General features: G+C 71.9%; 19 protein-coding genes. 10 read left to right on the top strand and 9 right to left on the bottom strand.

Annotation, left to right across the window (positions count from 1 at the left end):
• Window positions 1–11: 11 nt before the first annotated feature.
• Window positions 12–1,133, bottom strand: a complete 1,122-nt coding sequence (locus GIS00_RS11625) for an endonuclease/exonuclease/phosphatase family protein (RefSeq protein ID WP_154768582.1) — start codon at window positions 1,131–1,133, stop codon at window positions 12–14.
• Between the two features lie 189 nt (window positions 1,134–1,322).
• Between GIS00_RS11625 and GIS00_RS11620 the strand changes: the two genes are divergently transcribed.
• The 4 genes from GIS00_RS11620 to GIS00_RS11605 all read left to right on the top strand — a co-directional run bounded on the left by GIS00_RS11620 (window position 1,323) and on the right by GIS00_RS11605 (window position 6,546).
• The gene (locus tag GIS00_RS11620) at window positions 1,323–2,339 is read left to right on the top strand and encodes an NADP-dependent oxidoreductase (RefSeq protein ID WP_154768581.1); all 1,017 of its coding nucleotides are present in this window, start codon (window positions 1,323–1,325) and stop codon (window positions 2,337–2,339) included.
• A 179-nt stretch (window positions 2,340–2,518) separates the two neighbouring features.
• The gene (locus GIS00_RS11615; protein WP_154768580.1) at window positions 2,519–4,840 is read left to right on the top strand and encodes an RCC1 domain-containing protein; all 2,322 of its coding nucleotides are present in this window, start codon (window positions 2,519–2,521) and stop codon (window positions 4,838–4,840) included.
• Window positions 4,841–4,965: 125 nt separating this feature from the next.
• The gene (locus tag GIS00_RS11610) at window positions 4,966–5,811 is read left to right on the top strand and encodes a DUF6597 domain-containing transcriptional factor (RefSeq protein WP_154768579.1); all 846 of its coding nucleotides are present in this window, start codon (window positions 4,966–4,968) and stop codon (window positions 5,809–5,811) included.
• A gap of 144 nt (window positions 5,812–5,955) precedes the next feature.
• Window positions 5,956–6,546, top strand: coding sequence for a dihydrofolate reductase family protein (locus tag GIS00_RS11605; RefSeq protein ID WP_154768578.1), 591 nt, complete (start codon window positions 5,956–5,958; stop codon window positions 6,544–6,546).
• A 5-nt stretch (window positions 6,547–6,551) separates the two neighbouring features.
• Here GIS00_RS11605 and GIS00_RS11600 read toward each other — a convergent pair whose 3' ends face one another.
• Window positions 6,552–7,085: a hypothetical protein gene (locus GIS00_RS11600; protein ID WP_196073232.1), complete on the bottom strand. Its 534-nt coding sequence runs from the start codon at window positions 7,083–7,085 to the stop codon at window positions 6,552–6,554.
• 61 nt (window positions 7,086–7,146) lie between these two features.
• Between GIS00_RS11600 and GIS00_RS11595 the strand changes: the two genes are divergently transcribed.
• On the top strand, window positions 7,147–8,190 hold the full coding sequence (locus GIS00_RS11595; protein WP_154768577.1) for a proline racemase family protein: 1,044 nt from the start codon (window positions 7,147–7,149) through the stop codon (window positions 8,188–8,190).
• 4 nt (window positions 8,191–8,194) lie between these two features.
• Window positions 8,195–8,932 (top strand): LLM class flavin-dependent oxidoreductase, encoded by a 738-nt coding sequence (locus tag GIS00_RS11590; RefSeq protein WP_154768576.1) that lies wholly within the window; start codon window positions 8,195–8,197, stop codon window positions 8,930–8,932.
• A 19-nt stretch (window positions 8,933–8,951) separates the two neighbouring features.
• Here the strand turns inward: GIS00_RS11590 and GIS00_RS11585 are convergent, their stop codons facing one another.
• On the bottom strand, window positions 8,952–9,716 hold the full coding sequence (locus GIS00_RS11585) for an SDR family NAD(P)-dependent oxidoreductase (RefSeq protein WP_154768575.1): 765 nt from the start codon (window positions 9,714–9,716) through the stop codon (window positions 8,952–8,954).
• 28 nt (window positions 9,717–9,744) lie between these two features.
• Window positions 9,745–11,445: a class I adenylate-forming enzyme family protein gene (locus GIS00_RS11580; protein WP_154768574.1), complete on the bottom strand. Its 1,701-nt coding sequence runs from the start codon at window positions 11,443–11,445 to the stop codon at window positions 9,745–9,747.
• A gap of 229 nt (window positions 11,446–11,674) precedes the next feature.
• On the opposite strand from GIS00_RS11580, the gene GIS00_RS11575 reads away from it, so the two are divergent.
• Window positions 11,675–12,577, top strand: a complete 903-nt coding sequence (locus tag GIS00_RS11575) for a LysR family transcriptional regulator (protein WP_230313454.1) — start codon at window positions 11,675–11,677, stop codon at window positions 12,575–12,577.
• 18 nt (window positions 12,578–12,595) lie between these two features.
• Here GIS00_RS11575 and GIS00_RS11570 read toward each other — a convergent pair whose 3' ends face one another.
• Window positions 12,596–13,411, bottom strand: coding sequence for a TetR/AcrR family transcriptional regulator (locus GIS00_RS11570; protein WP_154768572.1), 816 nt, complete (start codon window positions 13,409–13,411; stop codon window positions 12,596–12,598).
• A gap of 87 nt (window positions 13,412–13,498) precedes the next feature.
• Between GIS00_RS11570 and GIS00_RS11565 the strand changes: the two genes are divergently transcribed.
• Complete coding sequence (locus GIS00_RS11565; protein ID WP_154768571.1) at window positions 13,499–14,356, top strand: NAD(P)H-binding protein; 858 nt, start codon at window positions 13,499–13,501, stop codon at window positions 14,354–14,356.
• A gap of 8 nt (window positions 14,357–14,364) precedes the next feature.
• Here GIS00_RS11565 and GIS00_RS11560 read toward each other — a convergent pair whose 3' ends face one another.
• From GIS00_RS11560 to GIS00_RS11550, 3 genes are all read right to left on the bottom strand, one after another.
• Window positions 14,365–15,339, bottom strand: coding sequence for an amidohydrolase family protein (locus GIS00_RS11560; protein WP_154768570.1), 975 nt, complete (start codon window positions 15,337–15,339; stop codon window positions 14,365–14,367).
• 76 nt (window positions 15,340–15,415) lie between these two features.
• Complete coding sequence (locus GIS00_RS11555; protein ID WP_154768569.1) at window positions 15,416–16,405, bottom strand: antibiotic biosynthesis monooxygenase; 990 nt, start codon at window positions 16,403–16,405, stop codon at window positions 15,416–15,418.
• 19 nt (window positions 16,406–16,424) lie between these two features.
• Entirely contained in the window at window positions 16,425–17,795 is a 1,371-nt protein-coding gene (locus GIS00_RS11550) for an amidohydrolase family protein (protein ID WP_322097873.1), read from the bottom strand.
• A gap of 404 nt (window positions 17,796–18,199) precedes the next feature.
• Between GIS00_RS11550 and GIS00_RS11545 the strand changes: the two genes are divergently transcribed.
• Both GIS00_RS11545 and GIS00_RS11540 read left to right on the top strand, forming a co-directional pair.
• Window positions 18,200–18,775 carry a MarR family winged helix-turn-helix transcriptional regulator gene (locus GIS00_RS11545; RefSeq protein WP_322097872.1) on the top strand — a complete coding sequence of 192 codons (576 nt, stop codon included), beginning with the start codon at window positions 18,200–18,202 and terminating at the stop codon, window positions 18,773–18,775.
• Entirely contained in the window at window positions 18,775–20,712 is a 1,938-nt protein-coding gene (locus GIS00_RS11540) for an MDR family MFS transporter (RefSeq protein ID WP_154768567.1), read from the top strand. Before GIS00_RS11545 ends, GIS00_RS11540 begins: the two co-directional genes overlap by 1 nt.
• A 296-nt stretch (window positions 20,713–21,008) precedes the next feature.
• On the opposite strand, the gene GIS00_RS11535 is transcribed toward GIS00_RS11540, so the two are convergent.
• Window positions 21,009–22,457, bottom strand: a complete 1,449-nt coding sequence (locus tag GIS00_RS11535; protein ID WP_154768566.1) for an aminotransferase class V-fold PLP-dependent enzyme — start codon at window positions 22,455–22,457, stop codon at window positions 21,009–21,011.
• Window positions 22,458–22,476: the final 19 nt, after the last annotated feature.

Below are 22,476 nucleotides of genomic sequence, written 5' to 3'. Positions count from 1 at the left end.
AGGTCCGGGTCTCACGCCAGGTCGAGCGTCGCGGTGATAGCGGCGTGGTCGGAAGCCGCCAGGGCCGGTGAGGTCAGGGTCTCGTACATCTCCCACGGATCGTCGACCCGCGGCCCGTGGTACACACCCTTGCGGAAGACCTGCCCACCGGTGGCCGTGTCGTAGAGGTCGGGGGAGAGCAGCAGGTAGTCGATCTTGTCCTTCTCGTTCCCGCCGCCGTAGGTGCCCTTCCGCGGGCCCCAGGCGAAGTCGGGGTGCTCGCTGATGTCGCGCAGTCCGGTGCCGGACAGCAGTGGCTCCAGGGCGGTACTGGTGGGATCGTCGTTGAGATCGCCCAGCACGACGACGTGGCGCCTCCCGGCGTCGATCAGCTGTCGATAGATCTGTGCGACCCGGGTGGCCTGCCGCTTGCGTCGCTTCGCCCCGGTCGGGTCGTTCCTGGACCCGTAGCCCTTCGACTTGAAATGGTTCACCAGGACGGTGATCTCGTTGCCTCCCGGGGTGCCGAACGTGTACTCCGGGCAGTCACGGGAGAAGACCGGGCCGGTGGCGTCGGTGTCGAACACGTGCGAACGGATGGAGGTGAGCGGGTAGGCCGCCCGGGCCATGACCCCGACGTCGATGCCCCGGGTGTCGTTCCCGTCGATCACCATCACCTGCTCGTACGGCTGTGTGTCGACGGCGAGGAGCTGTGCGGCGCTGAACATGTCGAGCGTGGGCCGGTTCTCCGCCTCGACCACGCCGAGGATGTCGGCGTCGATGTCCCGCATCACCATCGCGGTGTGCGTCATCGCCTGCGCGGTGATGGTGTCCTTCACCAGTTCGACCCAGCCGATCCAGTCGCCGCGGCCGCCGGCCACCACCTCGACGGTGTCGCTCTTCGTGCTGCGCCGCAGCAACTGTCCGCGGATCTTGCGCAGCACGGCGAACCCGGTGGTGTCCGACCACTCCAGGCCGAGCTTGCGCAGCAGGATCAGGATCCGCTCCTTGATGGTCGGCGTGTACTCCGGCTCCTCGAGCAGGGTCTGCAGCTCGGCGTGTGCGGCCAGGATCGGCCCGCCGACGCCGGCCGGGACGTCCATCGCCTTCGGCCGGGAGAACAGGTTCTCGACGTTGAAGGACGCGATGATCATCGCCACTCCCGGGTCGGGCGGATGGGCTTTTAGCCTGGCACCGGACGGCGGCCGGCGGCACAGCCGAACGAGTGGGCACCGTGTGCCGTCGGGGTCGGGCCTGACATCGCGCGCGGTCCGTGATAAACCTGAATTCACTTCAAGATGGGTGCGCGCACCCGGCGCCGGTGCCGGGACAGGAGGGATCGGATGATCACCAGGGAGCTGCAGCTCGTCCGTCGGCCGCAGGGACGGCTGGAGGTGGATGACCTGCGGGTGGCCGAGGTCGAGGTGCCCGCACTGCGCGACGGCCAGGTGCTGGTGCGGACCTCGCACCACTCCGTCGACGCGGCGATCCGGATCAGGATGGGGGAGACGACCCCGGCCGGCTACCTGCCGCCGCTTGCGCTCGGGGCCGGTCTGGAGGGCACGGCCGTGGGGGAGGTGCTGGAGAGCCGGGCCGAGGGCTTCGGGCCGGGGGATCTGGTGCAGCACGCCCGTGGCTACCGGGAGATCGCGGTGGTGGACGCCGGTGCGGCGCTGGGCGGCGCGGGGCGGCTGACCCGGTTGGATCCCACGCTCGCCCCGCCGGAGGTGTGGGTCGGCCTGCTGGGCGGGACCGGCCTGACGGCCTGGGCGGGGTTGCTCCTCGTCTGCGAGGTCCGGCCCGAGGACGTGGTGTGGGTGTCCGCTGCCGCCGGCGCGGTGGGCAGTGTGGTCGCCCAGCTGGCTCTCGCCCGGGGCTGCCGGGTCATTGGCAGCGCCGGGAGTCCGGCGAAACTGGAGTATCTGCAGCAGGATCTGGGCCTGCACCAGGTGTTCAACCACCGCGACGGGGTCGGGCCTGCCCTGGACCGCGCGGCGCCCGACGGGATCGACGTCTACTTCGACAGTGTCGGCGGTGACCACCTGGAGGCGGCGATCGACCATCTGCGGCCGTTCGGGCGGGTCGCGCTGTGCGGCTCGATCTCCGGCTACGACGGCGGGATCGCCGCCGGGCCGCGGAACCTCTTCCTGGCCACCGCGAAGAACCTCACCCTGCGCGGATTCCGGGCCGGTGCCTTCGCCGACCGCGCCGCGGAGGCGGTCTCCGAGCTCGCGGATCTGTGGCGGGCGGGCCGGATGGACCTGCGGACCGACGTGTACGACGGCCTGGAGCATGCGCCGCAGGCGATGGTCGACCTGTTCGCGGGCCGGAATGTCGGGAAGGTGGTCGTCCGGACCTGACCTTTGTCGTGTGGCCGGCCCTGATCTGTGCCGTTCCACCGCGGTTGTCGCGGTGGAAGGGCGCGGATGGCCGGGCGGAGGCCGAGGTCGCCACCGCGCAGCCGGCCGTGCAGGTCGGCGTGATCGCGCTTACGGTGTCCGGACCGATCTGACACCGGTGAGAGCGAGGGGGCCGTCCGATGTCACGCCCACGACTGCATCTGCTGCATGTCCTGACCGCATTGCTGGTCGTGATGGGCACGGTGGCGGTGACACCCGCCGGGGCGGATGTCCCCACCGGCGCAACGGGGACGCCCGCCATCGGTCGGACCTCCGCCGCGGCACCCACCACGTTGCTCGGCTGGGGCGACGTGGTGGGCAGCGGCACCCGCCAGACACCCCGCGCCGACGGGAGATCCTTTGCCGACCAGGCCTTCCCGGTGCCGTCGCCGGTCTGGGGTGAGCGGACCCTGGACGGACTCACCGTCACCGCGGTCGACGCGGCGGAGCGCATGAGTTGCGCACTCGCGTCCGGGAAGGTGTTCTGCTGGGGCAGGACCAGGAGCCCCGGTGACGGTCGACCCCACCCGTACGGGATCGGCCTGCCGGTCCGGGTCGGCGGCGCGCTCATCGGTCGCCCGGTCACGGCCATCGCCGTGGGGCGGGATCACGCCTGCGCGCTGACCGGCGACCGTGTGTACTGCTGGGGCGACAACAGTCGTGGGCAACTCGGACGAGGAACGATCGGCGGTGGGGCCGCCACTCCGGTGGTTGCCCTGCTCGGGTCGGCCGTGCCGCGCGTCGACGCGATCGACGCCGGCGACGACCACACGTGCGTGACCTCCGCCGGCGCCGTCCGCTGTTGGGGGGCCAATGACCACGGCCAACTCGGGGACGGTACGCAGACGGACCGGGGATCGCCCGTCCTCGCCGGTGGAACCCTGGTCGGGCGCTCCGTCACGGCGATGTCGGCCGGCGGGCGTACCACCTGTGCGCTGGCCGACAACTGGTCACACTGCTGGGGTGTCGTGGAGTGGGATCTCGCAGGCACGCCCATGGCGACGACGAGCCCCACGGCCACCCGCGTACCGGAGGAGCTTCCGCGCCCGGACTTCGCATCGATCGGCGTGGGCGGCGGGACTGTGTGCGCGGTGACCGTCGGTGGTGCCGCGTGGTGCTGGGGACTGGACAACCGGGGCCAGACCGGCGGGCAGAGCCGATGGGTCCACGACCCGACTCCGGGTCCGGTGGTCACGGACGGCGTGCTGGCCGGGCGGACCGTGAGTCAACTCCGGGTCGGCGCGACCCATGTCTGCGCGCTGGCATCGGGTCGGATGATCTGCTGGGGTGACCGCTCCCGTGGTGCCATCGGCAGCGGCACCACGGGTGGTCGTTCCGCTCCTGCTGAGGTGTACACCGACGGTGCGCTCGCGGGCCGCTCCGTCATCGGCATCGGTGCCGGGGACGGGGTGTCGTTCGCGATCACCACCGGCGCTCCGGGGCAGGTGGCGGCGCCCGGGGCGCTGCAACTGGTCCGCCCGGTGCGTGTGCTGGACACCCGCACGACCGCCGGCACCGGCATCCCGGCCGGGGGCACGAAGAAGGTCCGGGTGGCCGGCATCGGCGGCGTTCCCGCAGCGGTGTCGGCCGTTGCGTTCGGCGTCACCGTCGCCGAGCCCGCCGCGTCCGGCTACCTGCAGGTGTACCCGAGCGGGAGCACGATCCCGGGCATGGCCACCACGAACTTCACCACGCAGGCCGGAACCGTCTCGCAGTTGGTGATCACACCGGTGGATGCGGACGGCACCGTCACTCTGCGGAACGTGTCGTCGCGGACGGTCCAGGTCTTCGTGGACATCTCGGGCTACTTCCTGCCGGGCGCTGCCCGGACACCGGGAGCACTGGTACCGCTCCGGCCGGTCCGTGCCGTCGACATCTACGTGGCGGCGGGCGAGATGTTCGAGTGGCGGCCCGGCGGAACGGTCGGGCTGCCGGCATCCGTCGGCTCGGTGCTGGTCAACTGGACCGTCGTCGGTGCGGACGGGCCGGGCACCTTCGAGTCCCGGACAACGGTCGTCACCGCGGACGAGTCCGGATCCGTGATGATCGCCAACTGGTCGCCCCGCCGGGTGCGGCTGATCCTCGACGTGCAGGGCCGTTTCGTTCCCGGGGTCCCGTCGGCCGCCGGCACCTACCACGCCGGTGGCGAGGCCATGGACTCCCGGACGACACCGTTGCCGGCGAACGCCCGGATCCCCATTCCTGCCGTTGCCGTCGACGACACCGTCGGTGGATACGCACCGCAGTACGGAGCCGTGCTCGGTACGTTGTCGGCGGCCGCGGGAACGGGATACCTGACAGTGCAACCACCTTCGGTGGTGGGTGCTCCCACCGCGACGCTGAAGTCGGGCAAGCGGCACTCGACGACCACATTTCTTGCGGCAGCGGATGCGGTGCTCGTCAACCGGACCGGGCGACAGGTGGCCTACGAGCTGTCCGAGCAGGGCTATTTCCTGCGCTGACCGGAGGTGTCGGAGCACAGCACCGAGCGGGCGCACCGCAGGCACGGGTCGGCGAACAGGTGGCCGCGCCCGAATGTGCCGGACCGCCGGCCCGACGCAGCCATCGGCGGCTAGGATCGGGCGACATGTCCACGGGCCAGACGTATGTCGAGCGGTTGCCGCCGCCCGCTCTGTCGGGGATCGTCCGGACTGTCTGGGTCCAGTCCACCGGTGGGGCGCCGTACCTGCAGCGGAACCTGCCGACCGGCGGCGCTGAGATCCACTGCGTCCCAGGTGCGGTCCCGCGGCTGATCGGGCCGCTGACCACCGCTCTGCCGGAACTGCTGCCTCCCGGCACCACTGTGATCGGGGCACGACTGCGTCCGGGGGCACTCGGGCGCGTCTGCGGCGTGCCGGCGACCGCGCTGCTGGACCGCGTCGTGCCGCTGGACGAGTTGTGGGGCACCGACGGCGAGCGGCTGGCCGCGGCGATCGGAGCCGCTCCGGATCCGGTGGCCGCGCTGCGGCAGCTCAAAACCGCGCTGCGCGAGCGGGCCGCCGCCCGGCCGGCGGATCGCGTCGTGGCGGCAGCGGTGGCCCGCCTGTCCGTGCCCGATGCAGGTGAGATCGCTTCACTGGCGGATGATCTCGCACTGTCCGGGAGCGCGCTGCGGCGGCGGATGCTGCAATCGGTCGGCACCGGGCCGAAGGTGCTGCAGCGCACCCTGCGGTTCCAGGCCTACCTGGCGCTCACCCAGCGCGCCGGATCCGCCCGAGCCGTTCCGTTGCCCGCCCGCTTCTCGCACTGGGCGGAGGTCGCCGGGTACGCCGACCATCCGCATCTGACCCGCGAGTGCCGCCGGCTGTCCGGACTGAATCCGACGGAGCTGCTGCACGGCAGGGACGACCGCTGTGCCTGCGGCCACGAGCACATCGCGTCCTTCGGCCCGCTGCTGGCCCGCGCCGACCGGCTGCGAGGCCGCGCGGCCTGAGCAGCCCGCCGCACATCCGGAACCGGACAGACCCGGTCGCTTGAACAGAACGCGCGTCCTCGGCGGCTGCACCGTCCGGGTCCCGCCTGCCGCGGCTAGCGTCGCGTCCGACCGCGGTACAGAGGCCAGGAACAGGAGGCAGTCATGACGGGAGTGTTCGTCGCGCACGCGGTGTCGGTGGACGGGTTCATCACCGGCCGGGGCCCGAGCCACGGAAACGGGCTCGGCGACGGCGGAGTGCTGTTCGACTGGTACTTCGGAGGCGACACGCCGAGCCGGGTCTTCGAAGGATTCCGGTTGAGCGCCGAGAGCGTGGACTTCTTCGACGCGGTGGCCGGCCGGGTCGGGATCAGCCTGGCCGGGCGGAACACCTTCGACGACTCCGGGTGGGAAGGTGGCGGGACCCCGCATCCCGCGGCGGAACTCGTCGTACTGAGCCATCGCCCCGCCCTGGCGGCGGACCGTCAGCACCTGGTGAGCACGGGCATCGAGGACGCCGTGGCGGTGGCGCGGGAGCTCGCCGGGGACAAGGACGTCGCGTTGATGGGCGGCGGGGCGACGACGGCGGCGCTGGCGGCCGGACTGGTCGACGAGGTCATCCTGCACCAGGTTCCGGTGCTGCTCGGCGCCGGCCGCCGCTTCTTCCAGGAGCTGCCGGGCCACATCCGGCTCCGCCCCGTCGAGGTGGTCGCCGCGCCCGACGTCACGCACCTCCGGTACGCCGTCGTGCGCTGACGTTGCTATCGGTGCGCCAGCCGTTCCCGGAGGCCGGCGGCCATCCCGAGGACGGTGAGCCGGTCGAAGAGTCCGCCGAGTGTGCGGGCGAGCCGCCGGCGGCGTACCGGGCCCAGCCGGAGCCGGAGCGCGACCCGGGTGCCGGTGCCCTCCGTGGTCAGGTGCAGCGACCAGATGCCGAGCATCTTCTTCCGCGGCGTCGAGTACACCAGGTGGTGCGGCGGGTCGAGCAGCTCCACCTGAAGGTGCGCGTCCCCGGGACCGTAGTCGGGCACCCGCTCGCCGATCTCGAGATGCAGCCAACTGTCGTGGATCTCACGAACAGCGCGGTGTCGCCGCGGCAGGAATCGCTCCACGGATGTGGGCAGGTACCACCCGGCGCGCCCCTTGCCGAGCTGGAGCAGCCACGGCCACACGACCTCCGGTGGCGCGGGCACGGAGAACGCGGTGTCCATCACCACGTCCGCCCGTTCGATCTCGCCGTCGCCGGGGAGCGCGGCGGCGGTCTCGGCCGGGGTCGGGCGGACGGCGGCGAACACGGGGCTGTCTCCTCATCGACTGGTCCGGCGGAGGTGGACGGTCCGATCGTAGGCTCGCCCCATGCGCGCAACCAGGACGATCCGGGTGGTCGGGTGTCATGCAGAGGGCGAGATCGGTGACGTGATCGTCGGCGGTGTGCTGCCACCCAAGGGGACCACCGTCTTCGAGATGATGCGGTCGATGGAGGCGGAGCACGACGACGTGCGACGGCTGCTGATCCAGGAGCCCCGCGGCAGTGTGGCCCGGCACGTGAACCTGATCGTGCCGAGCACCCGGGACGACTGCGTCGCCGGCGCGATCATCATGGAACCGACCGAGTACGTACCGATGTCGGGATCGAACACGATGTGCGTCGCGACCGTGCTGCTGGAGACCGGCATGGTGCCGATGACGGAACCGGAGTCGGTGTTCCGGCTGGACATGGCCGGTGGCTCGGTCGAGGTCACCGCCCGCTGCCGGGACGGGAGGTGCGAGAGCGTCACCTTCACCAACGTCCCGGCCTTCGCCGAGCGGCTGGCCGCGCCGCTCGAGGTCCCGGGCCTGGGCACGGTGCCGGTGGACGTCGCCTACGGCGGCATGTTCTACGCGCTGGTCGATGCCTCGGCGCTGGAGTTCACCATCGCGCCGGAGGAGGCGCGGGAGCTGGCCGAGCTCGGCGAGCGGATCCGGATCGCCGCCCGCGAGCAGTTCGATGTGGTGCACCCGGAGAACCCGGACATCCGCGGGGTGTCGATCGTGCAGTTCAACATGCCGTTCGACGCGCCGGGCGGTGCCTCCCGGAACACCTGCATCGTCTCGCCGGGGCGCTCCGACCGGTCGCCGACCGGCACCGGGCTCTCCGCGCGGCTCGCGGTGCTGCACGCCCGCGGGCAGCTGGGTGTGGGCCAGGAGTTCAGCCACCTGTCGATCATCGGGTCCCGCTTCATCGGCCGGATCACCGCGGAGACCACCTGCGGCGACCGGCCGGCGATCATCCCATCCATCACCGGCCGGGCCTGGATCACCGGGCTGCACACCTACACCGTCGATCCCACCGACCCCTGGCCGACCGGATATGTGGTCGGCGACACCTGGGGCACCACGATGACTCTCAAGCAGTCCTGACCCGATGAGGCTCGGCGCGACCCTCGCGCACCTGACCGCCGCGGAACCGTACCCGGTCGGCGGGTGGGCCCGCCGGCTGGCGGGAGAGGGCTTCGAGAGTCTCTGGATCCCGCAGATCCTCGGCCGGGGCTTCTTCGTGCCGGACGCTTTCGTCGCGCTGGCCACAGCGGCCGCGGTGACCGACGGGGTGGAGCTCGGCACCGCGACCCTACAGGTGCCGCTGCACCACCCGGTGGCGCTGGCGCACCGGATCCGGTCCTTGCAGGCGGAATGCGGCGACCGCCTGGTGGTCGGGCTGAGCCCGGGGTCGACGGACACCGATCATGGAATCTTGGATCGCGACTTCACGGCCAGGTTCCGGACTTTCGATGCGAACGTGGCGCGGTTGCGGGCGCTGCTGGACGAGCAGGACCCGGTGGATCTGAGCCCGCCGGTGCCGGCCCGGCCGCCGTTGCTGCTGGGCTCCTGGGGGGCAAAGGTGGAGCGGGCGGCGCGGGAGTTCGACGGCTGGCTCGCCTCCGGCTACCGGCGCACCCCGGACGAGATCGTCGATGCCCTGGTGCGTTTCCGTGAATCGGGCGGTGGCCGGGCAGTGGTCTGCGCGGTGCCCGCAGGTCCGGACACCGACCCCCGGCGGCTCCGCGCCGACCTGCAGCGCTACGCCGGGGCCGGTTTCGACGACGCGGTGATCCTCTTCGAGCCGGGAGGTCCGGACCCGGGGGCGGTGCGGGCGCTGCTCTGAGCGGCGTGCGACCGTCGGGTCAGGCCATCACCATGCCGCCGTCGACGTGCAGGCAGGTGCCATTGGTGTAGTCCGATCCCGGGCCGATGAGATAGCCGACGGCGGCGGCCACCTCGGCCGGCCGGCCCATCCGCGGGACCGGGATCGAGGCGACGCCGTACTCGGCGCCTTCGGCCATCGGGGACGCGATCGGCCCCGGCGCGACCACGTTGCAGGTGATGCCCCAGCCGCCGACCTGGCGGGCGATCCACCGGGAAAGGTTGATGATGCCGGCCTTGGCGGAGGCGTAGCCGGCGCCGGACCGGCCACCACCGCCGTCGGGATCGACCGGGCCGACGCCGCCGACCTTGCCGGACACCGACGCGATGTTGACCAGCCGTCCGCTGCCCTGCTCCCGCATGTGCGGGAAGACCGCGGCCTGGCAGGCGAAAGCCGTTGCCGTCAGGTTGGTGTCGATGTCCCGGCCGAAGGTGGCCGGGTCCAGGTCCTCGAACCCCTGCCGTCCGCAGGTGCCGGCGACGTTGACCAGCACGTCGAGCCGGCCGTGCTCCTGCGCCGTGGAGTGCACGGCGTGCTGCAGCGCCGGGATGTCGGTGATGTCCAGCTGGTGGTACCCGGCCGCGCCGATCCGGTCGGCGGTGGTGGCGACGGACGGCAGGATGTCGAGCAGCACCACGGCCAGGCCCTGGCCGGCGAGGTACTCGGCGATGCTGGACCCGATGCCCTGGGCGGCACCGGTCACCACCGCGACACGTCCGTCGGTGGCGGGGATGTCGAGGGTCATGCGGTGTTTCCTCCGGGTGCGTTCGGTGTCATGGTGTCGGGGTGGGCGTGTCGACGGCGGTGGCCTCGGTGACCTTGAACCGGCGGACCTTGCCGACACTGGTGCGGGGGAGCGCGTCGATGACGTGCCACCCGCGGGGTCGGGCGGCCGGTGCGAGGTTCTTCGTCGCCCAGCCGATCAGGTCGTCGACGGCCGGCGGGTCGGTCAGGTCCTTGGGGACGACGTAGGCGATCGGCACCTGGTCGCGGACGGGATCGGGCTGGGCGACGACGGCGGCCTCGAGCACGCCGGGCGCCTGGGCGATGGCGGCCTCGACCTCGGTGAGGCTGACGTTCTCTCCGGACACCTTGATCACGTCGTCGATCCGGCCGACGAAGCGTAATGTGCCGTCGTCGTCCGCCTGGGCGAGATCACCGGTGCGGAACCAGGTCTCGGTGCCGTCCGTGTCGGCCTCGAACACCCGCGCGTTGATCTCCGGTGCATCGAGGTAACCGGCGAAGAGATCACGGCCGCGCTCGCCGTGCACGTGCATCTCGCCGGGGACGCCGGTGCCGGCCTCCTCCCCGGTGACCGGATCGATCAGCCGGACGCGACGGTCGGCCGGGGTGCCGATCACGTCGGACTGCGGCGGCTCGCTGCGGTCGTAGGTGACGATGCAGATGGTCTCGGTCATCCCGTAGAGCTGTCGTGGTGCCGTGCCGACGAGCTCGCCGAACCTGCGGTGGTGCTCGACCCCGAGACTCTGTGCGTACCAGACGTGCCCGAGTCGCAGCGGGGCCTCCTCGGCGGGGCACCGGGCCAGGATCATCCGGATCGGGGCGGCGAACAGGCTGGCGTGGGTGACTTCGAGCGCCCTGGCCTGCGGGACCCAACCGGAGGCCGAGAACGTCGACGTCAGTGCCACACTCGCGCCGACCGCGATGGCCGGGGCGAAGCAGTAGTACTGGGCGTTGGCGTGGAACAGCGGGAGCGTGACGAACCAGCGGTGCTCCGCACGCAGGCCGGCCGCGGTCGCCATTCCGGCGGCGACCGCGACGTAGTTCGCCTGGGTCAGTTCCACTCCCTTCGGCTCGCTGGTGGTGCCGGAGGTGAACATCACCGCGAGCCGGTCGGACGGCTGCGGTCCGCCGACCCTGGCCGAATGCGTGCCGGCGTCCTGCCGCAGCGGCGACCCGGGAGCGAGGTCACCGGCGTCCTCGGTCAGCTCGACGACGGTGCCGACCCGTCCGGCCGCACCTTCGGCGAAGGCCGCCGACCGCTCGGCGGAGGAGTCCGCCGCGGCGACGAAGGCCACCGCCGGCCCGATCCGACGGACCTGGCGGTCGATGTCGCGGGCGGTCGAGGCGGGGTCGACCGGCACCATCCAGGCGCCCAGTCGGGCCACGGCCAGCCAGATCGCGACGAAGGCCGGGCAGTTGCGCAGCACCAGGTGCACCGGGGTGCCCGGCCCTACGCCCGCCCGGGCCAGCGTGCCGGCGACATCCGCGACCGCGGCGTCGAACTCGGCGTAGGTCCACCGGGTGACGGTGCCGCCGGCGTCGTGGAACAACAGGAAGGTGCTCGACCCGTGGGCGGCGACCGTGTCGTCCCACAATCTGTCGAAGGTGCCATGGTCGAAGGTGCCCCGGTCGAAAGTGCTCCGGCCGGCGGTGGCCTGTTCGGCGGTGGCCTGGTCGGCGGTGGCCTGGTCGATGGCGGCCGGTCCCCGGTGCTGGTCGTCGGTGATCATCCGGTCCTCTCCTCTGCCGAGAACGTGACTGCGTGCGGGGCCGGTGGACACCGCGCCGCGGCACGGCGTCCTCGCCCGGGAACCGCTGCGCGCGGGGTGGGTGCCACGGCAGCGGTCCCAGTGTCGGCCGGTGCACCGGGTCCGGCAATGGCGGATGGTGCACCTCGACTGTGCAGGAATGTGCATCCGGTGGGCCGTTCGCCGCAGGAAGCCGTGCAAGGATGCGCGGATGGCCGCGTCCGTCAGTCCCAACGACCTGCTGATCCTGCTGGATGTCGGCCGTACCGGGAGGTTCACCCGGGCTGCTGAGGTGCGCGGGCTGAACCACACCACCATCGCCCGCCGGATCGCTGCGCTGGAACGCGCGCTCGGTGGGAAGGTGCTGACGCGCACCTCCGGTGCCTGGGTGCTCACCCCGCTCGGCCAGCAGGCGGTCGCCGCTGCGGAGCAGGTGTCCGAGGCGGTCGCGGTACTGACCGCCGGACAGGGGCGGGAGGCGCCGTTGGAGGACATCGTGCGGCTGTCCGCACCCGACGCCTTCACCGTGCACGTCGCCGCGCCGGCCGCCGCCCGGGTGCGGCAGCGCCATCCGGGGGTGACGGTGGAGATCATCGCCGCGACCCGGCGGGCCGGCACCCAGCGCTCCGGTTCGGACGTCGAGGTGGTGGTCGGCAAGCCAGACGTGCTCCGGGCCGAGGCGCACCGGCTCGGCGCCTACGAACTGGGCCTGTTCGGCTCGGCCGAGTACTTCCGCGACCACCCGGCGCCCACGTCGACCGCCGGGTTGACCCGGCACCGACTGGTCTACTTCGTTCCGTCGATGCTGCAGGTCGACGCCCTCGACGTGGGCCGCCGGCTGCTCCCGGAGATGCAGGACGCCGTGACGTCGACCAACGTCATGGCGCACGTCGCGGCGACCCGGGCGGGCGCCGGGCTCGGGCTGCTGCCGACCTTCCTGGCCGCGCAGCATCCCGAGCTGGAACGGGTGCTGGCCGACGAGGTGTCTATGGTGCTGGACTACTGGGTGGTCAGCCGACTCGACGGGATGCGTCGGCCCGCCGTGGCCGCACTGCTGCAGGAGATCGCTGCGACCGTCGGCCGGATGAGCGATCCGGGAGGGCGACTGCGCTGAACCGGATCCCCTGCCCGATCAGTGCTGTCGGCGCCGGCGCGTCGTCGGCCCGGAGGTGCCGGCCTGCGCCGGTGCGGAGGACGTGTTGTTCACGATGCGGTCCAGCCACTCGGCGATCAGTGCCCGCTCGGCAGCGCTGAGTGCGGTGAGATCGGGGACGAGAGCACGGAAGGCCACCGACGTCGCCATCGCCGCGTCGGTGCTTGCCGGGCTCCCTGTTCTCCCTGTGCCGCGCGTGGTGTCGGCTGCCGCCGGGTCCGGGGTGAGGATCCGGTCGAGCACGGCCTCCCACATCTCGTCGGCGAGCTGCGGGTCGCGCCGGTCCGGTGGGGTGGCGAGCAGGGTCTGGATCACGCCGGTGCCGGCCGCCTGGATCAGGTCGACGGCCCGGTCCTCGGAGACCCGGAGCCGTCCGGTGCGGGCCAGCCGGTGCACCCGGGCCGCCAGCACCTCCCGGCCGGAGCGTGCCGCAGGGGAGAGTCGCACCCGGTCCGGGTCGCCGAGCAGCCGGAACAGCGCGGGATGTGCGATGCCGAAGTTGATCTGGGTCCGCCAACCGTCCCGAAGGTCGTCCAGCGGGTCGACGTCGGCGGCCGTCGCGTCGGCGACCAGCCGGGCCTTCGCCGCCACGAACGCGTTCATCACGTGTTCGGCGACCGCCTCCAGCAGGCCGTCCTTGTCGCCGAAGAGGCGGTAGATCGTCGGGGCCTGCACGCCCGCCTGCTCGGCGACGCCGCGGGTGGTCACCGCCACCGGCCCCTGCTCCTGCAGCAACCGGGCGGCGACCTCGACGATGCGGGCCCGGGTGTCGGTGCGGCCGGCGGTCTCGATCATGCTTCCAACGATAACGCAGACTTGCTATCGCTGTGTTTCCGATGGTATCACTGCTGTCGAATCACTGATAACAAGAAGGAGTGATCGATGATCACCGTCACCGGAGCCACCGGCGCGCTCAACGGCGCCACCGTCGAACAGCTGCTCGAGACCGTGCCGCCGGCCGACATCACGGTGGTGGCCCGCGATGTCGGCAAGGCAGCGCGGTTCGCCGACCGTGGGGTGCACGTGCGGCGCGGCGGGTACGACGATCCGGCCGCCCTGCGGGCCGCGTTCGCCGGCGCCGACCAGTTGCTGCTGGTCTCGTCGAACGATCCCGGGGCCGACGCCGTCGCCTTGCACGGTGCCGCGATCGACGCGGCTGTCGCCGCCGGGGTGGGCAGGGTGCTGTACACCAGTCATCAGGGAGCGGATCCGGCGTCCCCGTTCCGGCCGGCGCAGGTGCACGCGGCGACCGAGAACCTGCTCGCCGATTCGGGTCTGGCGTGGACTTCGCTGCGCAACGGCTTCTACCTGCACAGCCTGGGATGGCTGCTCGGGAGGTGGCAGGAGAGCGGCACGGTGTCGCTGCCCGCGGACGGCCCGGTGTCCTGGACATCCCGGGAGGACGCCGCGGTGGGTGCCGCGGCGATCCTGACGTCCGGGCGGCCGGTCGACGGCCCGGTCACCCTCACGGCGAGCGCTGCGCCGACCTTCGCCGAGGTGACCGGCGTGCTGTCCGAGGTGGTCGGCCGGCCGATCGGGTTCGAGATCGTCGACGAGGACACCTGGCTCGCCGGGCAGATCGCCGGCGGGCAGCCGGAGATGATGGCCCGGTTCACCCTCGGCATGTACCAGGCCGCCGCCGCCGGCTTCTTCGCCGGCACCGACGCGACACTGGCGGCGCTGCTCGGCCGGGAGCCGCGGACCGTCCGTCAGGAACTGCAGCAGATCACTGCGTCGTAGGGCCGGACTCAGATACCGAAGAGTGCCCGGGCGTTGCCGGAGGTGAACTGCTCGCGGGACTCGTCGGTGGGGAAGTGGTCGAGGAAGTCGCGGATGTCGCCCGCGGTCGGCCGCTGGAACGGGTGGTCGGTGGAGAACAGCAGCCGGTCCGGGGTGGTCACCTCGAGGGTGTGTCGGAGCAAGGTCGGGTTCAGCATTCCGGAGCAGGTGATGTGCACGTTCGACCGCAGATAGTCCGATACCTTCCGGTCGAGATGTGCCACGCGGGAGAGGCTGTCGACCCGGTCGGTCCAGAAGAGCAGGAGCTCGCCCCAGTGCCCCAACACCAGTTGTAGGCCGGGGTGGCGGTCGAAGATCCCGCGGACGATCAGCCGCAGCACCGCCTCCGCGGCCTGCAGGTGCCAGCCCCAACCGAACGTCGCCAGGCCGAGCTCGGTGACCGGGTCGAACCCCGAGTACGACGCCGCGCGGACCTGCGCGCCGGGGATCTGCGGGTGCACGAAGACCGGACGGCCCAGTGCCGCGGCCGACGCGAAGACCTCGTCGAAACGTGGGTCGTCGAGCGGGAGGTCGCCGACCCTGCCGTAGACCATCGCCCCGACGAACCCGAGCGCCGTGGTGCGCTCCAGCTCGGCGACCGCGGCGGCGGGATCGCCCATCGGCAGCGTCGCCAGTGCCTTCAACCGGTCCGGGTACCGGTCGACGGCGGCCGCGACCGTGTTGTTGGCGGTGGTGGCCAGCCGGACGGCCTCGGTGGCGTCGAGCGGGTGGGTGCCGGGCGGAGCGAGCGACAGGACCTGCACATCCACCCCTTGCCGGTCCATCCCGGCAATGCGCCCGTCGCCGAGATCGTGCAGCAGCGAAGCGTTGTCACCGTGGTCGTCGAGCACCGTGCTCGGGTCACCGCGGTCGGGCGGCAGGGCCCGCACGGCTGCAGTCAGCTCCGGCAGGTTCCAATGCTCCTCGATCGCGATGACCGTCATGTGTGCCTCCGTGGGTCCTGCGCCGGACGGCCGGGCGTCGGGCCCGACCTCCTGCAGGTCCCCGGCGACGCCAGGGTCAATCCTGGTAGTCCCAGAACTGCAGCCATTGCACGGTGCCGAAGACGGCCAGGCAGATCGCGATCACCAGGAGCGCGGCGGCCAGGCCGAGCAGGGTGATGCGGAGGCCGGCGCCGTCGACCGGGTCGAGCCAGCGCCGGAACCGGCCGGTCACGAGTGGCATCAGCAGGTAGGTCATCAGGCCGACGGAGAGGATCTGGCTGAGCCACATCGCCAACCATTCCGGTGCACCGGCGTCCGCGAGCAGCGGTCCGACGAACCGGGACAGCAGCATCACGGTCGGGTACAGCACCAGCAGGACCAGCAGGGCCGACTTCCACTGCGGCGTCGTCCGGGCCTGTCCGTCGGAGACCCGGACGATCGAGCCGAAGGGGGTGCTGGCGGTCAGTTCGGTGAAGTCCTCGCCGAGCGAGGACCGCAGGCCCGGCAGTTCTCTCGCCCGCTCGTCGGAGTGCATCCAGGTCTCCAGCTGGGCCCCGGTGCGGAACCGCAGTACCGAGATCCACCGGGTGCTGCCGTCCGGGCCGTCTCCCTGATCGGGCGCCGGCTGCACGGCGACGCCCTGGAACCCAGGGAATCCGGCGGCGACCTGGGACAGTCGGCGCTGACTGTCCAGGAAGTCCTGGGTGCGCGCGGCCTCGACGGAGTGCTCGAAGACGGCGGTGCCGGCCGGCGGCATGGTGGTGCCGCGGGCGGCCAGCTCGGCCGCGCGGTGCACCCCCCGCTCCCGCCCCTCCGCGAGAACCCGCTGCCGGTCCCCACTGTCGAGCCAGGCGTCCAGGGCGGACATGGACCCGAAGGCGATCCCGACGGACCAGTCCAGCTCGGTCGCGTCCGGCGTCGCCGAGCCGCCCTCACGGAACCCCGGGTGCGCACGCGCCGCGTCGATCAACCGGTCCGCCCACTCCCGGAACGCGGCAGGGTCGCCGGAACGGTGGTACACGGTCATGCCGACCGCTGCGGGTCCGGCCGCCGCCGGGCGGGTCATCTGCTCTCCGGGCACCGGATCAGGGTGCCACGACGCGGCGACCCTGCACCCACACCTGGCTGATGGCCGGCTCGCGCATCGTCATCAGCAGGGCGAACAGTGTTTGATCCCGGGCCATCTCGGGATCGTCGGACCGGATGCCGTGGTCGATCGCAGCGGCCGTCGGGCCCCAGCCCGCCGGGTCGACGACCAGGAAGTCGGCCTCCTTTCCGGCGTCGAGATTGCCGAACCGGTCCTCCATGTCGAGTGCGCGGGCGCCGGCCAGTGTTGCGGTGAAGAGCATCTCGGCCGGATGCATCGAGATCGCCGCGTCGCCGGGCTCGGAGATGTGCACCTTGAACGCGTCGGACATGACCTCGGAGATCAGCCAGGTGTCGCCGCCGCCGAAGTCGGTGCCCGCCGCCACGTTGACCCCGGACGCGATCGTCCGGCGCCACGGCATGGTCCCGGATCCGAGGAACTGCTGGGACACCGGACAATGGGCGATGGACGTCCCGGTCTCCGCCATCCGGGCGAGCTCGCCGTCGGTGCAGTGCACGGAGTGGGCCATGATGCTGCGCCTGCCGAGGAAGCTCTTGCCGCCGACCTGCGAACCGGGCAGGAACTTCCCGTCGTAGGTGTCGAGATAGGTCTCCACCTGGTAGCTCTGCTTCACCGAGTCGACCTCCCCGGTGCCGGGGCGGTTGTTCTCGTTGAGGTGGGAGTGGAAGTAGACGCCGTTGCCGCGCACCGAGTCGTACAGCTCGCCGAGGTTCTTGAGCGTCCCGGTGGTGACCGAGAGCGAGAACCGGGGGACCACCGCGACGTGCAGCAGTGCGGTGGCCACGTCACCGGTGTCGGCGGCGTGCCACTTGTCGATCTCCGCCTTGGTCAGCCGCAGCGCATCTGCTTCCGACGAGATGAGGGGCTTGGCGGAGTCCGGTCCGACGGTCTGGATCCCGCGTCCGCTGACGATCCGCAGCCCGGCCCGCTGTGTCTGCTCGAAGAGGGCGTCCTGGGCGTGCGGGAACGCGGAGCCGAAGACCATGGCCGCGGTGGTGCCGGCCGCCGTCCGCCGCCGGACGAACTCCAGTGCCGCCCGCTCGGCGAACTCCGGGTCGGCCAGCCGGGACTCGGACGGGAAGATGCAGGCGTTCAGCCACTCGAGCAGCTGCCCGCCGCCGTAGGCGTCGCCGGCGAAGGTCTGCGGGAAGTGGATGTGGGTGTCGACGAATCCGGGCAGCAGGAAGGCCGGTCGGTGGTCGTCGATCTCGACCCCGGCGTACTCCGCCGGCAGGTCGGCGTAGGCGCCGCTGAACAGGATGCGGCCGTCGTCGCCGATGACGAGTGCCCCGTCCTCGATCGCCACGAGGTGCGCGGCGCTCTCCTGCACGGTGGGCGATCCGGTCACATGGATGAGGTGTCCCCGATGAATCTGCACACGTAGAGCCAACCATCGGTGACCCGCGGTGGTCGAGGGTCGTCGTCCATCGGAGCAGCGGATACGTCCGACGGAGCAGCGGTGATCGCGGACGGTGACCGATGCCCCGGTCATCCACGGCTCTACCGGGTTCCGCCACTGGTGGGGACCGCCGGTGGTCCTCGGATCGCAGGCCGGGATCGGCACCGTCGGCGTCCGCAGGGGTACGTCGCGCGGCCGGTCGGTACCGGGGATGCAGAGCGGATCGTCCGCCGTCGGCGGATGTCGTTTGCGTTCCTCACGATCCGGTCGCATGATGGCGGGCGGCCAAAAGTTGCTGAGTGCACGCAACTAATCGTGGATGGAGTGTGGTGATGTCGGCAGCGGTGGCTCCCGTGGGTGCGCCTGATGTGGCGACCCTGCCTGCGACGTCCTGCGACGCGATCAGCGAGGCGATGGCCTCGCTGGTGCAGGCGCACGGGGCCATCAAGGTGCGGATGATGGCCTCTGACACCGAGCTGCCGGCGCTGTACCTGCTGTTCAGGCTGGTCAAGGGGGGCCCGAAGCGGGCGTCCGACCTGGCGGCGGAGATGAGCGCGGACCCGTCGACGGTGTCCCGCCAGGTCGCGTCGCTGGTCCGGTCCGGGCTCATCGAGCGGACCGCGGACCCCGCCGACGGGCGCGCCTCGGTGCTGGCGGCCACTCCGGCCGGTCTGGAGCACGTCCGCATCGCCCGCGAGCGCCGGCTCGAGGCGATGGCGCCGATCGTCGCCGACTGGCCGGAGCAGGACCGTGCCTGCTTCGCCGATCTGCTCGCCCGCTACACCGCCGGGCTGGAGATGCACCGCGACCAGGTGCTCTCCGTGCTGCTCGCCCCGATGACCGCTGACCCATCCCTCGCCCCACAGACCCCCGGGCCGGCCGCCGCCGCTCCGGTTGTGCTCCCCGACCCCGCCGAAAGGTCGATCTGATGTCCTCCGGTCCCGCCGAACCCGGCACCGCGGTACCCGCCGCGCCTGCTGCCGCTCCCGATGCCCCGACGCCCGCCGGTCTGACCCACCAGCAGATCCGCACCATCCTGATCGGCCTGGTCGCCGGCATGTTCCTGGCCGCGCTGGACCAGACGATCGTCACCACTGCCATCCGCACCATCGGTGACGAGCTGGACGGGCTGTCGGTCCAGGCCTGGGTCACCACCGCCTATCTCATCACCTCGACGGTGAGTACCCCGCTGTACGGCAAGCTCTCGGACATCTACGGGCGGCGACCGCTGTTCATCACCGCCATCACGCTGTTCATCATCGGGTCGGCGGCCTGCACGTTCGCCACGTCGATGTACGAGCTGGCGGCGTTCCGGGCGTTCCAGGGACTCGGTGCGGGCGGCCTGTTCTCGCTGGCGCTGGCGATCCTCGCCGACATCGTCCCGGCCCGGGAGCGGGCCAAGTACCAGGGCTACTTCCTCGCCGTCTTCGGCGCCTCGTCGGTGATCGGCCCGCTGGTCGGCGGTGCCTTCGCCGGCGCGGACAGCATCCTCGGCATCTCCGGATGGCGCTGGGTGTTCCTGATCAACGTGCCGATCGGCATCATCGCGCTGGCCATCGTGGCCCGGGTGCTGCACATCCCGCACACCCGGCACGACCACCGGATCGACTGGTGGGGGGCCACCACCCTGGTCATCGGCCTGGTGCCGCTGCTGATCGTCGCCGAGCAGGGCCGGGAGTGGGGCTGGGGCTCCGCGCGGGTGCTGATCCTGATCGCGGTGGGCGTGATCGGTGTCGCCGCCTTCGTCCGCGTCGAGTTCATGATGAAGGACGAGGCGCTGATCCCGATGCGGCTGTTCCGCAGCAGCACCTTCTCCCAGGGCATGGTGCTGAACGCGCTCGTCGGCATGGCGATGTTCGGCGCGATCAGCTGCCTCCCGCTCTACCTGCAGCTGGTCAAGGGCGCGACGCCCACCAGCTCGGGGCTGCTGCTGATCCCGCTGATGCTCGGCGTGATGGCCGGTTCGGTGATCTCCGGTCAGCTGACCAGCAGGACCGGGCGCTACAAGATCTTCCCGGTGATCGGCACCGGTCTGCTGGTGGTGGCCTTCCTGCTGCTGCTCACGGTGCAGGTCGACACGCCGTTCTGGCTGCTCGACATCTTCTTCGTGATGGTCGGTCTCGGGCTGGGCCTGAACATGCAGACGCTGCTGATCGCGGTGCAGAACGCCGTCCCGGCGCGGGACATCGGCGTCGCCACCTCGTCCGCGACGTTCTTCCGGTCGGTCGGAGGCACGCTGGGTGTCGCGGTGTTCCTGTCGCTGCTGTTCAACTCGCTGCCGGACAAGATCATGTCCGCGGTGTCGGCGAAGTCGTCGGACCCGGTGTTCCAGGCCGCGGTGGCGCAGGCCTCGGGTGCGACCACCCCGGCCGCCGCGCAGCAGTACCTGGGCGGGCTCGGCGCCGAGCTGCAGAACGACTCCTCGTTCCTCTCGACGATCGACCCGATCATCGCCCACCCGTACCGCGAGGGTTTCGTCTCCTCCACGCATCTCGTGTACATCGTCGCCGCCTGCCTGACGGCGCTGGCCTTCGCGATCGTGCTGTTCCTGAAGGAGACGCCGCTGCGCACCATGTCCGCGCTGCAGGAGCGGCAGGCCGAGGAGGCCTCCCTCAAGGCCGAGACCCTCTCCGCCGACGCGCCTGTCGCTTCCTCCGTGTCGACGGGAACGGTCTCGGTGGGGGCGGCCGCGGCCGGTGCCGTCGGAACGGCGGAGGTCTCGTCGGGCGTGTTCGACGAGTCGGAAGATTCTGATCCGGGCGCCGGCGCGCACGCAGGCGCCGGGATCCCGGTGCAGGATCTGCTCGAGAAGTCCGACACCCCGGTCGATCCAGAGGGTGAGGGCACCGGCCGGCACGAGGCCTGACCCTTCACGCCGCCCCACACGCCCTGGTAAGGCGAGGATCTGGCCCCGGGTGGCGCGAGGATCAACTTCGCCTGCGCGTGCGAAGTGGACGACTCGCGCCCCACCAGTCCCAAACGCGGCACTTTCACACGCGTCGGGGAAGTTGATCCTCGCGCGGGTGGGGGGGGCAGCGTCGACGCTCGCGGCCGGGGGCGAGAGTCCGCCTGCACGTATGAAAGTGGCGACTCGCGCCCCACCAGTCCCAAACCCGGCATTTTCACACGCGTCGAGGAAGTTGATCCTCGCGCGGTGGGGGGTCAGGACTGCCAGGCGGCGATGCGGGGGAGCTCGCGGTCGTCGGCGACGGGGGCGGGGCGGCCGCTCGCGGTGGTGTAGCGCAGACGCGGCCCGCGGGAGGCGATGTCGGACACGGCGGCGACCAGCCGGTTGACGTGCTCGGTGGTGGTACCCAGGCCGATCGAGGCGCGCAGGGCATGGCCGCTGCCGTCCGGGGACGAGCAACCGGCCGCACCGAGCAGTCTGCGGACCAGCGGCTGGGCGCAGAACGCGCCGTCGCGCACGCCGATGCCGTGCTCCGCCGACAGCGCCGCGGCCACCTCGGCCGAGGACTGGCCGGCGATGGTGAAGGTGACGACGCCGATGGTCTGGGCGTCGGCGGCGGCGAAGAGTCGGTGCACGGTCACCCCGGGGATGTCCGCGAGACCCTGCTGCAGTGCCTCGGTCAGCCCGGCCTCCAGGCAGGCCAACCGGTCCCGGTCGGCGCCGGCGATCAGGTGGCAGGCGGTGGCCAGCGCCACGGCGCCCGGCACGTTCGGCGACCCGGCCTCGTGCCGCTCCGGCACCGGCTTGAAGGTGACCTCGTCGTCGGTGACCGTCGCGGTCGCGCCACCACCGAGCCGGTACGGCGGCGCCGCCTGCAGCCAGTCGGTCCGGCCGATCAGCGCGCCGGCGCCGAACGGGGCGTACAGCTTGTGACCGGAGATCGCCACGTAGTCGACGCCGAGCTCGTCGATGGAGAAGGCGCGGTGCGGTGCGAGCTGCGCGGCGTCCAGGGCGATCCGGGCGCCGCGGGCCCGGGCCACGGCCGCGAGCCGGGCCACGGGCCACAACTCGCCGGTGACGTTCGAGGCGCCGGTGACCACCAGCAGTGCCGGACCGGCCGGCCGGGTGCGCAGGGCCTCGTCGGCGGCGGCGATCGCGGCGGCGGGGGAGGCCGGCGCCGGGAGGCGCAGCACCCGCGCGGCCGAGCGCTCCCAGGGCAGCAACGCGGCGTGGTGCTCGGTCTCGAAGACGACGACCGTGGTGCGGGCCGGCAGGCAGTGCGCCAGCAGGCCGAACGCGTCGGTGGTGTGCTGGGTGAAGACCACCGCGTCGTCCGCGCGGCCGCCGACGAAGGAACGGATCGGGCCGCGGGCGCCCTCGTAGAGCGAGGTGGAGATCTGCGAGTGCCAGCCGGCTCCGCGGTGCACGCTCGCGTAGGTCTGCAGCAGTCGCTCGACGGTGTCGCTGACCTCGCGCAACGCCGGGGCGGAGGCGCCGTGGTCCAGGTTGGCGTACTCGATCCGGCCACCGCCGGTCAGCGGGACGGTCGCGCCGGCGCCGGCGATCTCCAGACCGGGGGCGTGCGGGTGGCCCACCCGGGGCAGCCGGGCGATCGGGACGACGGCCAGCGGGTCGATCAGCCGGTGGGTGCGCAGCGCGGACGTCGCGTCGGGACGGTCGAGCAGGGCGGTTTCGGTGGGCATCGGACACCTCCGGGGTCAG

The organism is Nakamurella alba (assembly GCF_009707545.1).
In the GTDB taxonomy this organism is placed as follows: Bacteria; Actinomycetota; Actinomycetes; order Mycobacteriales; family Nakamurellaceae; genus Nakamurella; species Nakamurella alba.
The sequence above is the reverse complement of the archived record's forward strand: the minus strand, read 5'-3'. Positions and strand labels throughout refer to the sequence as shown.

What these genes read in the sequence shown, in the direction of transcription:
- GIS00_RS11625 (WP_154768582.1), bottom strand. Translation starts at nt 1,133, where the DNA reads ATGATCATCGCGTCCTTCAACGTCGAGAACCTGTTCTCCCGGCCGAAG.
- GIS00_RS11620 (WP_154768581.1), top strand. Translation starts at nt 1,323, where the DNA reads ATGATCACCAGGGAGCTGCAGCTCGTCCGTCGGCCGCAGGGACGGCTG.
- GIS00_RS11615 (WP_154768580.1), top strand. Translation starts at nt 2,519, where the DNA reads ATGTCACGCCCACGACTGCATCTGCTGCATGTCCTGACCGCATTGCTG.
- GIS00_RS11610 (WP_154768579.1), top strand. Translation starts at nt 4,966, where the DNA reads ATGTCCACGGGCCAGACGTATGTCGAGCGGTTGCCGCCGCCCGCTCTG.
- GIS00_RS11605 (WP_154768578.1), top strand. Translation starts at nt 5,956, where the DNA reads ATGACGGGAGTGTTCGTCGCGCACGCGGTGTCGGTGGACGGGTTCATC.
- GIS00_RS11595 (WP_154768577.1), top strand. Translation starts at nt 7,147, where the DNA reads ATGCGCGCAACCAGGACGATCCGGGTGGTCGGGTGTCATGCAGAGGGC.
- GIS00_RS11590 (WP_154768576.1), top strand. Translation starts at nt 8,195, where the DNA reads ATGAGGCTCGGCGCGACCCTCGCGCACCTGACCGCCGCGGAACCGTAC.
- GIS00_RS11585 (WP_154768575.1), bottom strand. Translation starts at nt 9,716, where the DNA reads ATGACCCTCGACATCCCCGCCACCGACGGACGTGTCGCGGTGGTGACC.
- GIS00_RS11580 (WP_154768574.1), bottom strand. Translation starts at nt 11,445, where the DNA reads ATGATCACCGACGACCAGCACCGGGGACCGGCCGCCATCGACCAGGCC.
- GIS00_RS11575 (WP_230313454.1), top strand. Translation starts at nt 11,675, where the DNA reads ATGGCCGCGTCCGTCAGTCCCAACGACCTGCTGATCCTGCTGGATGTC.
- GIS00_RS11570 (WP_154768572.1), bottom strand. Translation starts at nt 13,411, where the DNA reads ATGATCGAGACCGCCGGCCGCACCGACACCCGGGCCCGCATCGTCGAG.
- GIS00_RS11565 (WP_154768571.1), top strand. Translation starts at nt 13,499, where the DNA reads ATGATCACCGTCACCGGAGCCACCGGCGCGCTCAACGGCGCCACCGTC.
- GIS00_RS11560 (WP_154768570.1), bottom strand. Translation starts at nt 15,339, where the DNA reads ATGACGGTCATCGCGATCGAGGAGCATTGGAACCTGCCGGAGCTGACT.
- GIS00_RS11555 (WP_154768569.1), bottom strand. Translation starts at nt 16,405, where the DNA reads ATGACCCGCCCGGCGGCGGCCGGACCCGCAGCGGTCGGCATGACCGTG.
- GIS00_RS11540 (WP_154768567.1), top strand. Translation starts at nt 18,775, where the DNA reads ATGTCCTCCGGTCCCGCCGAACCCGGCACCGCGGTACCCGCCGCGCCT.
- GIS00_RS11535 (WP_154768566.1), bottom strand. Translation starts at nt 22,457, where the DNA reads ATGCCCACCGAAACCGCCCTGCTCGACCGTCCCGACGCGACGTCCGCG.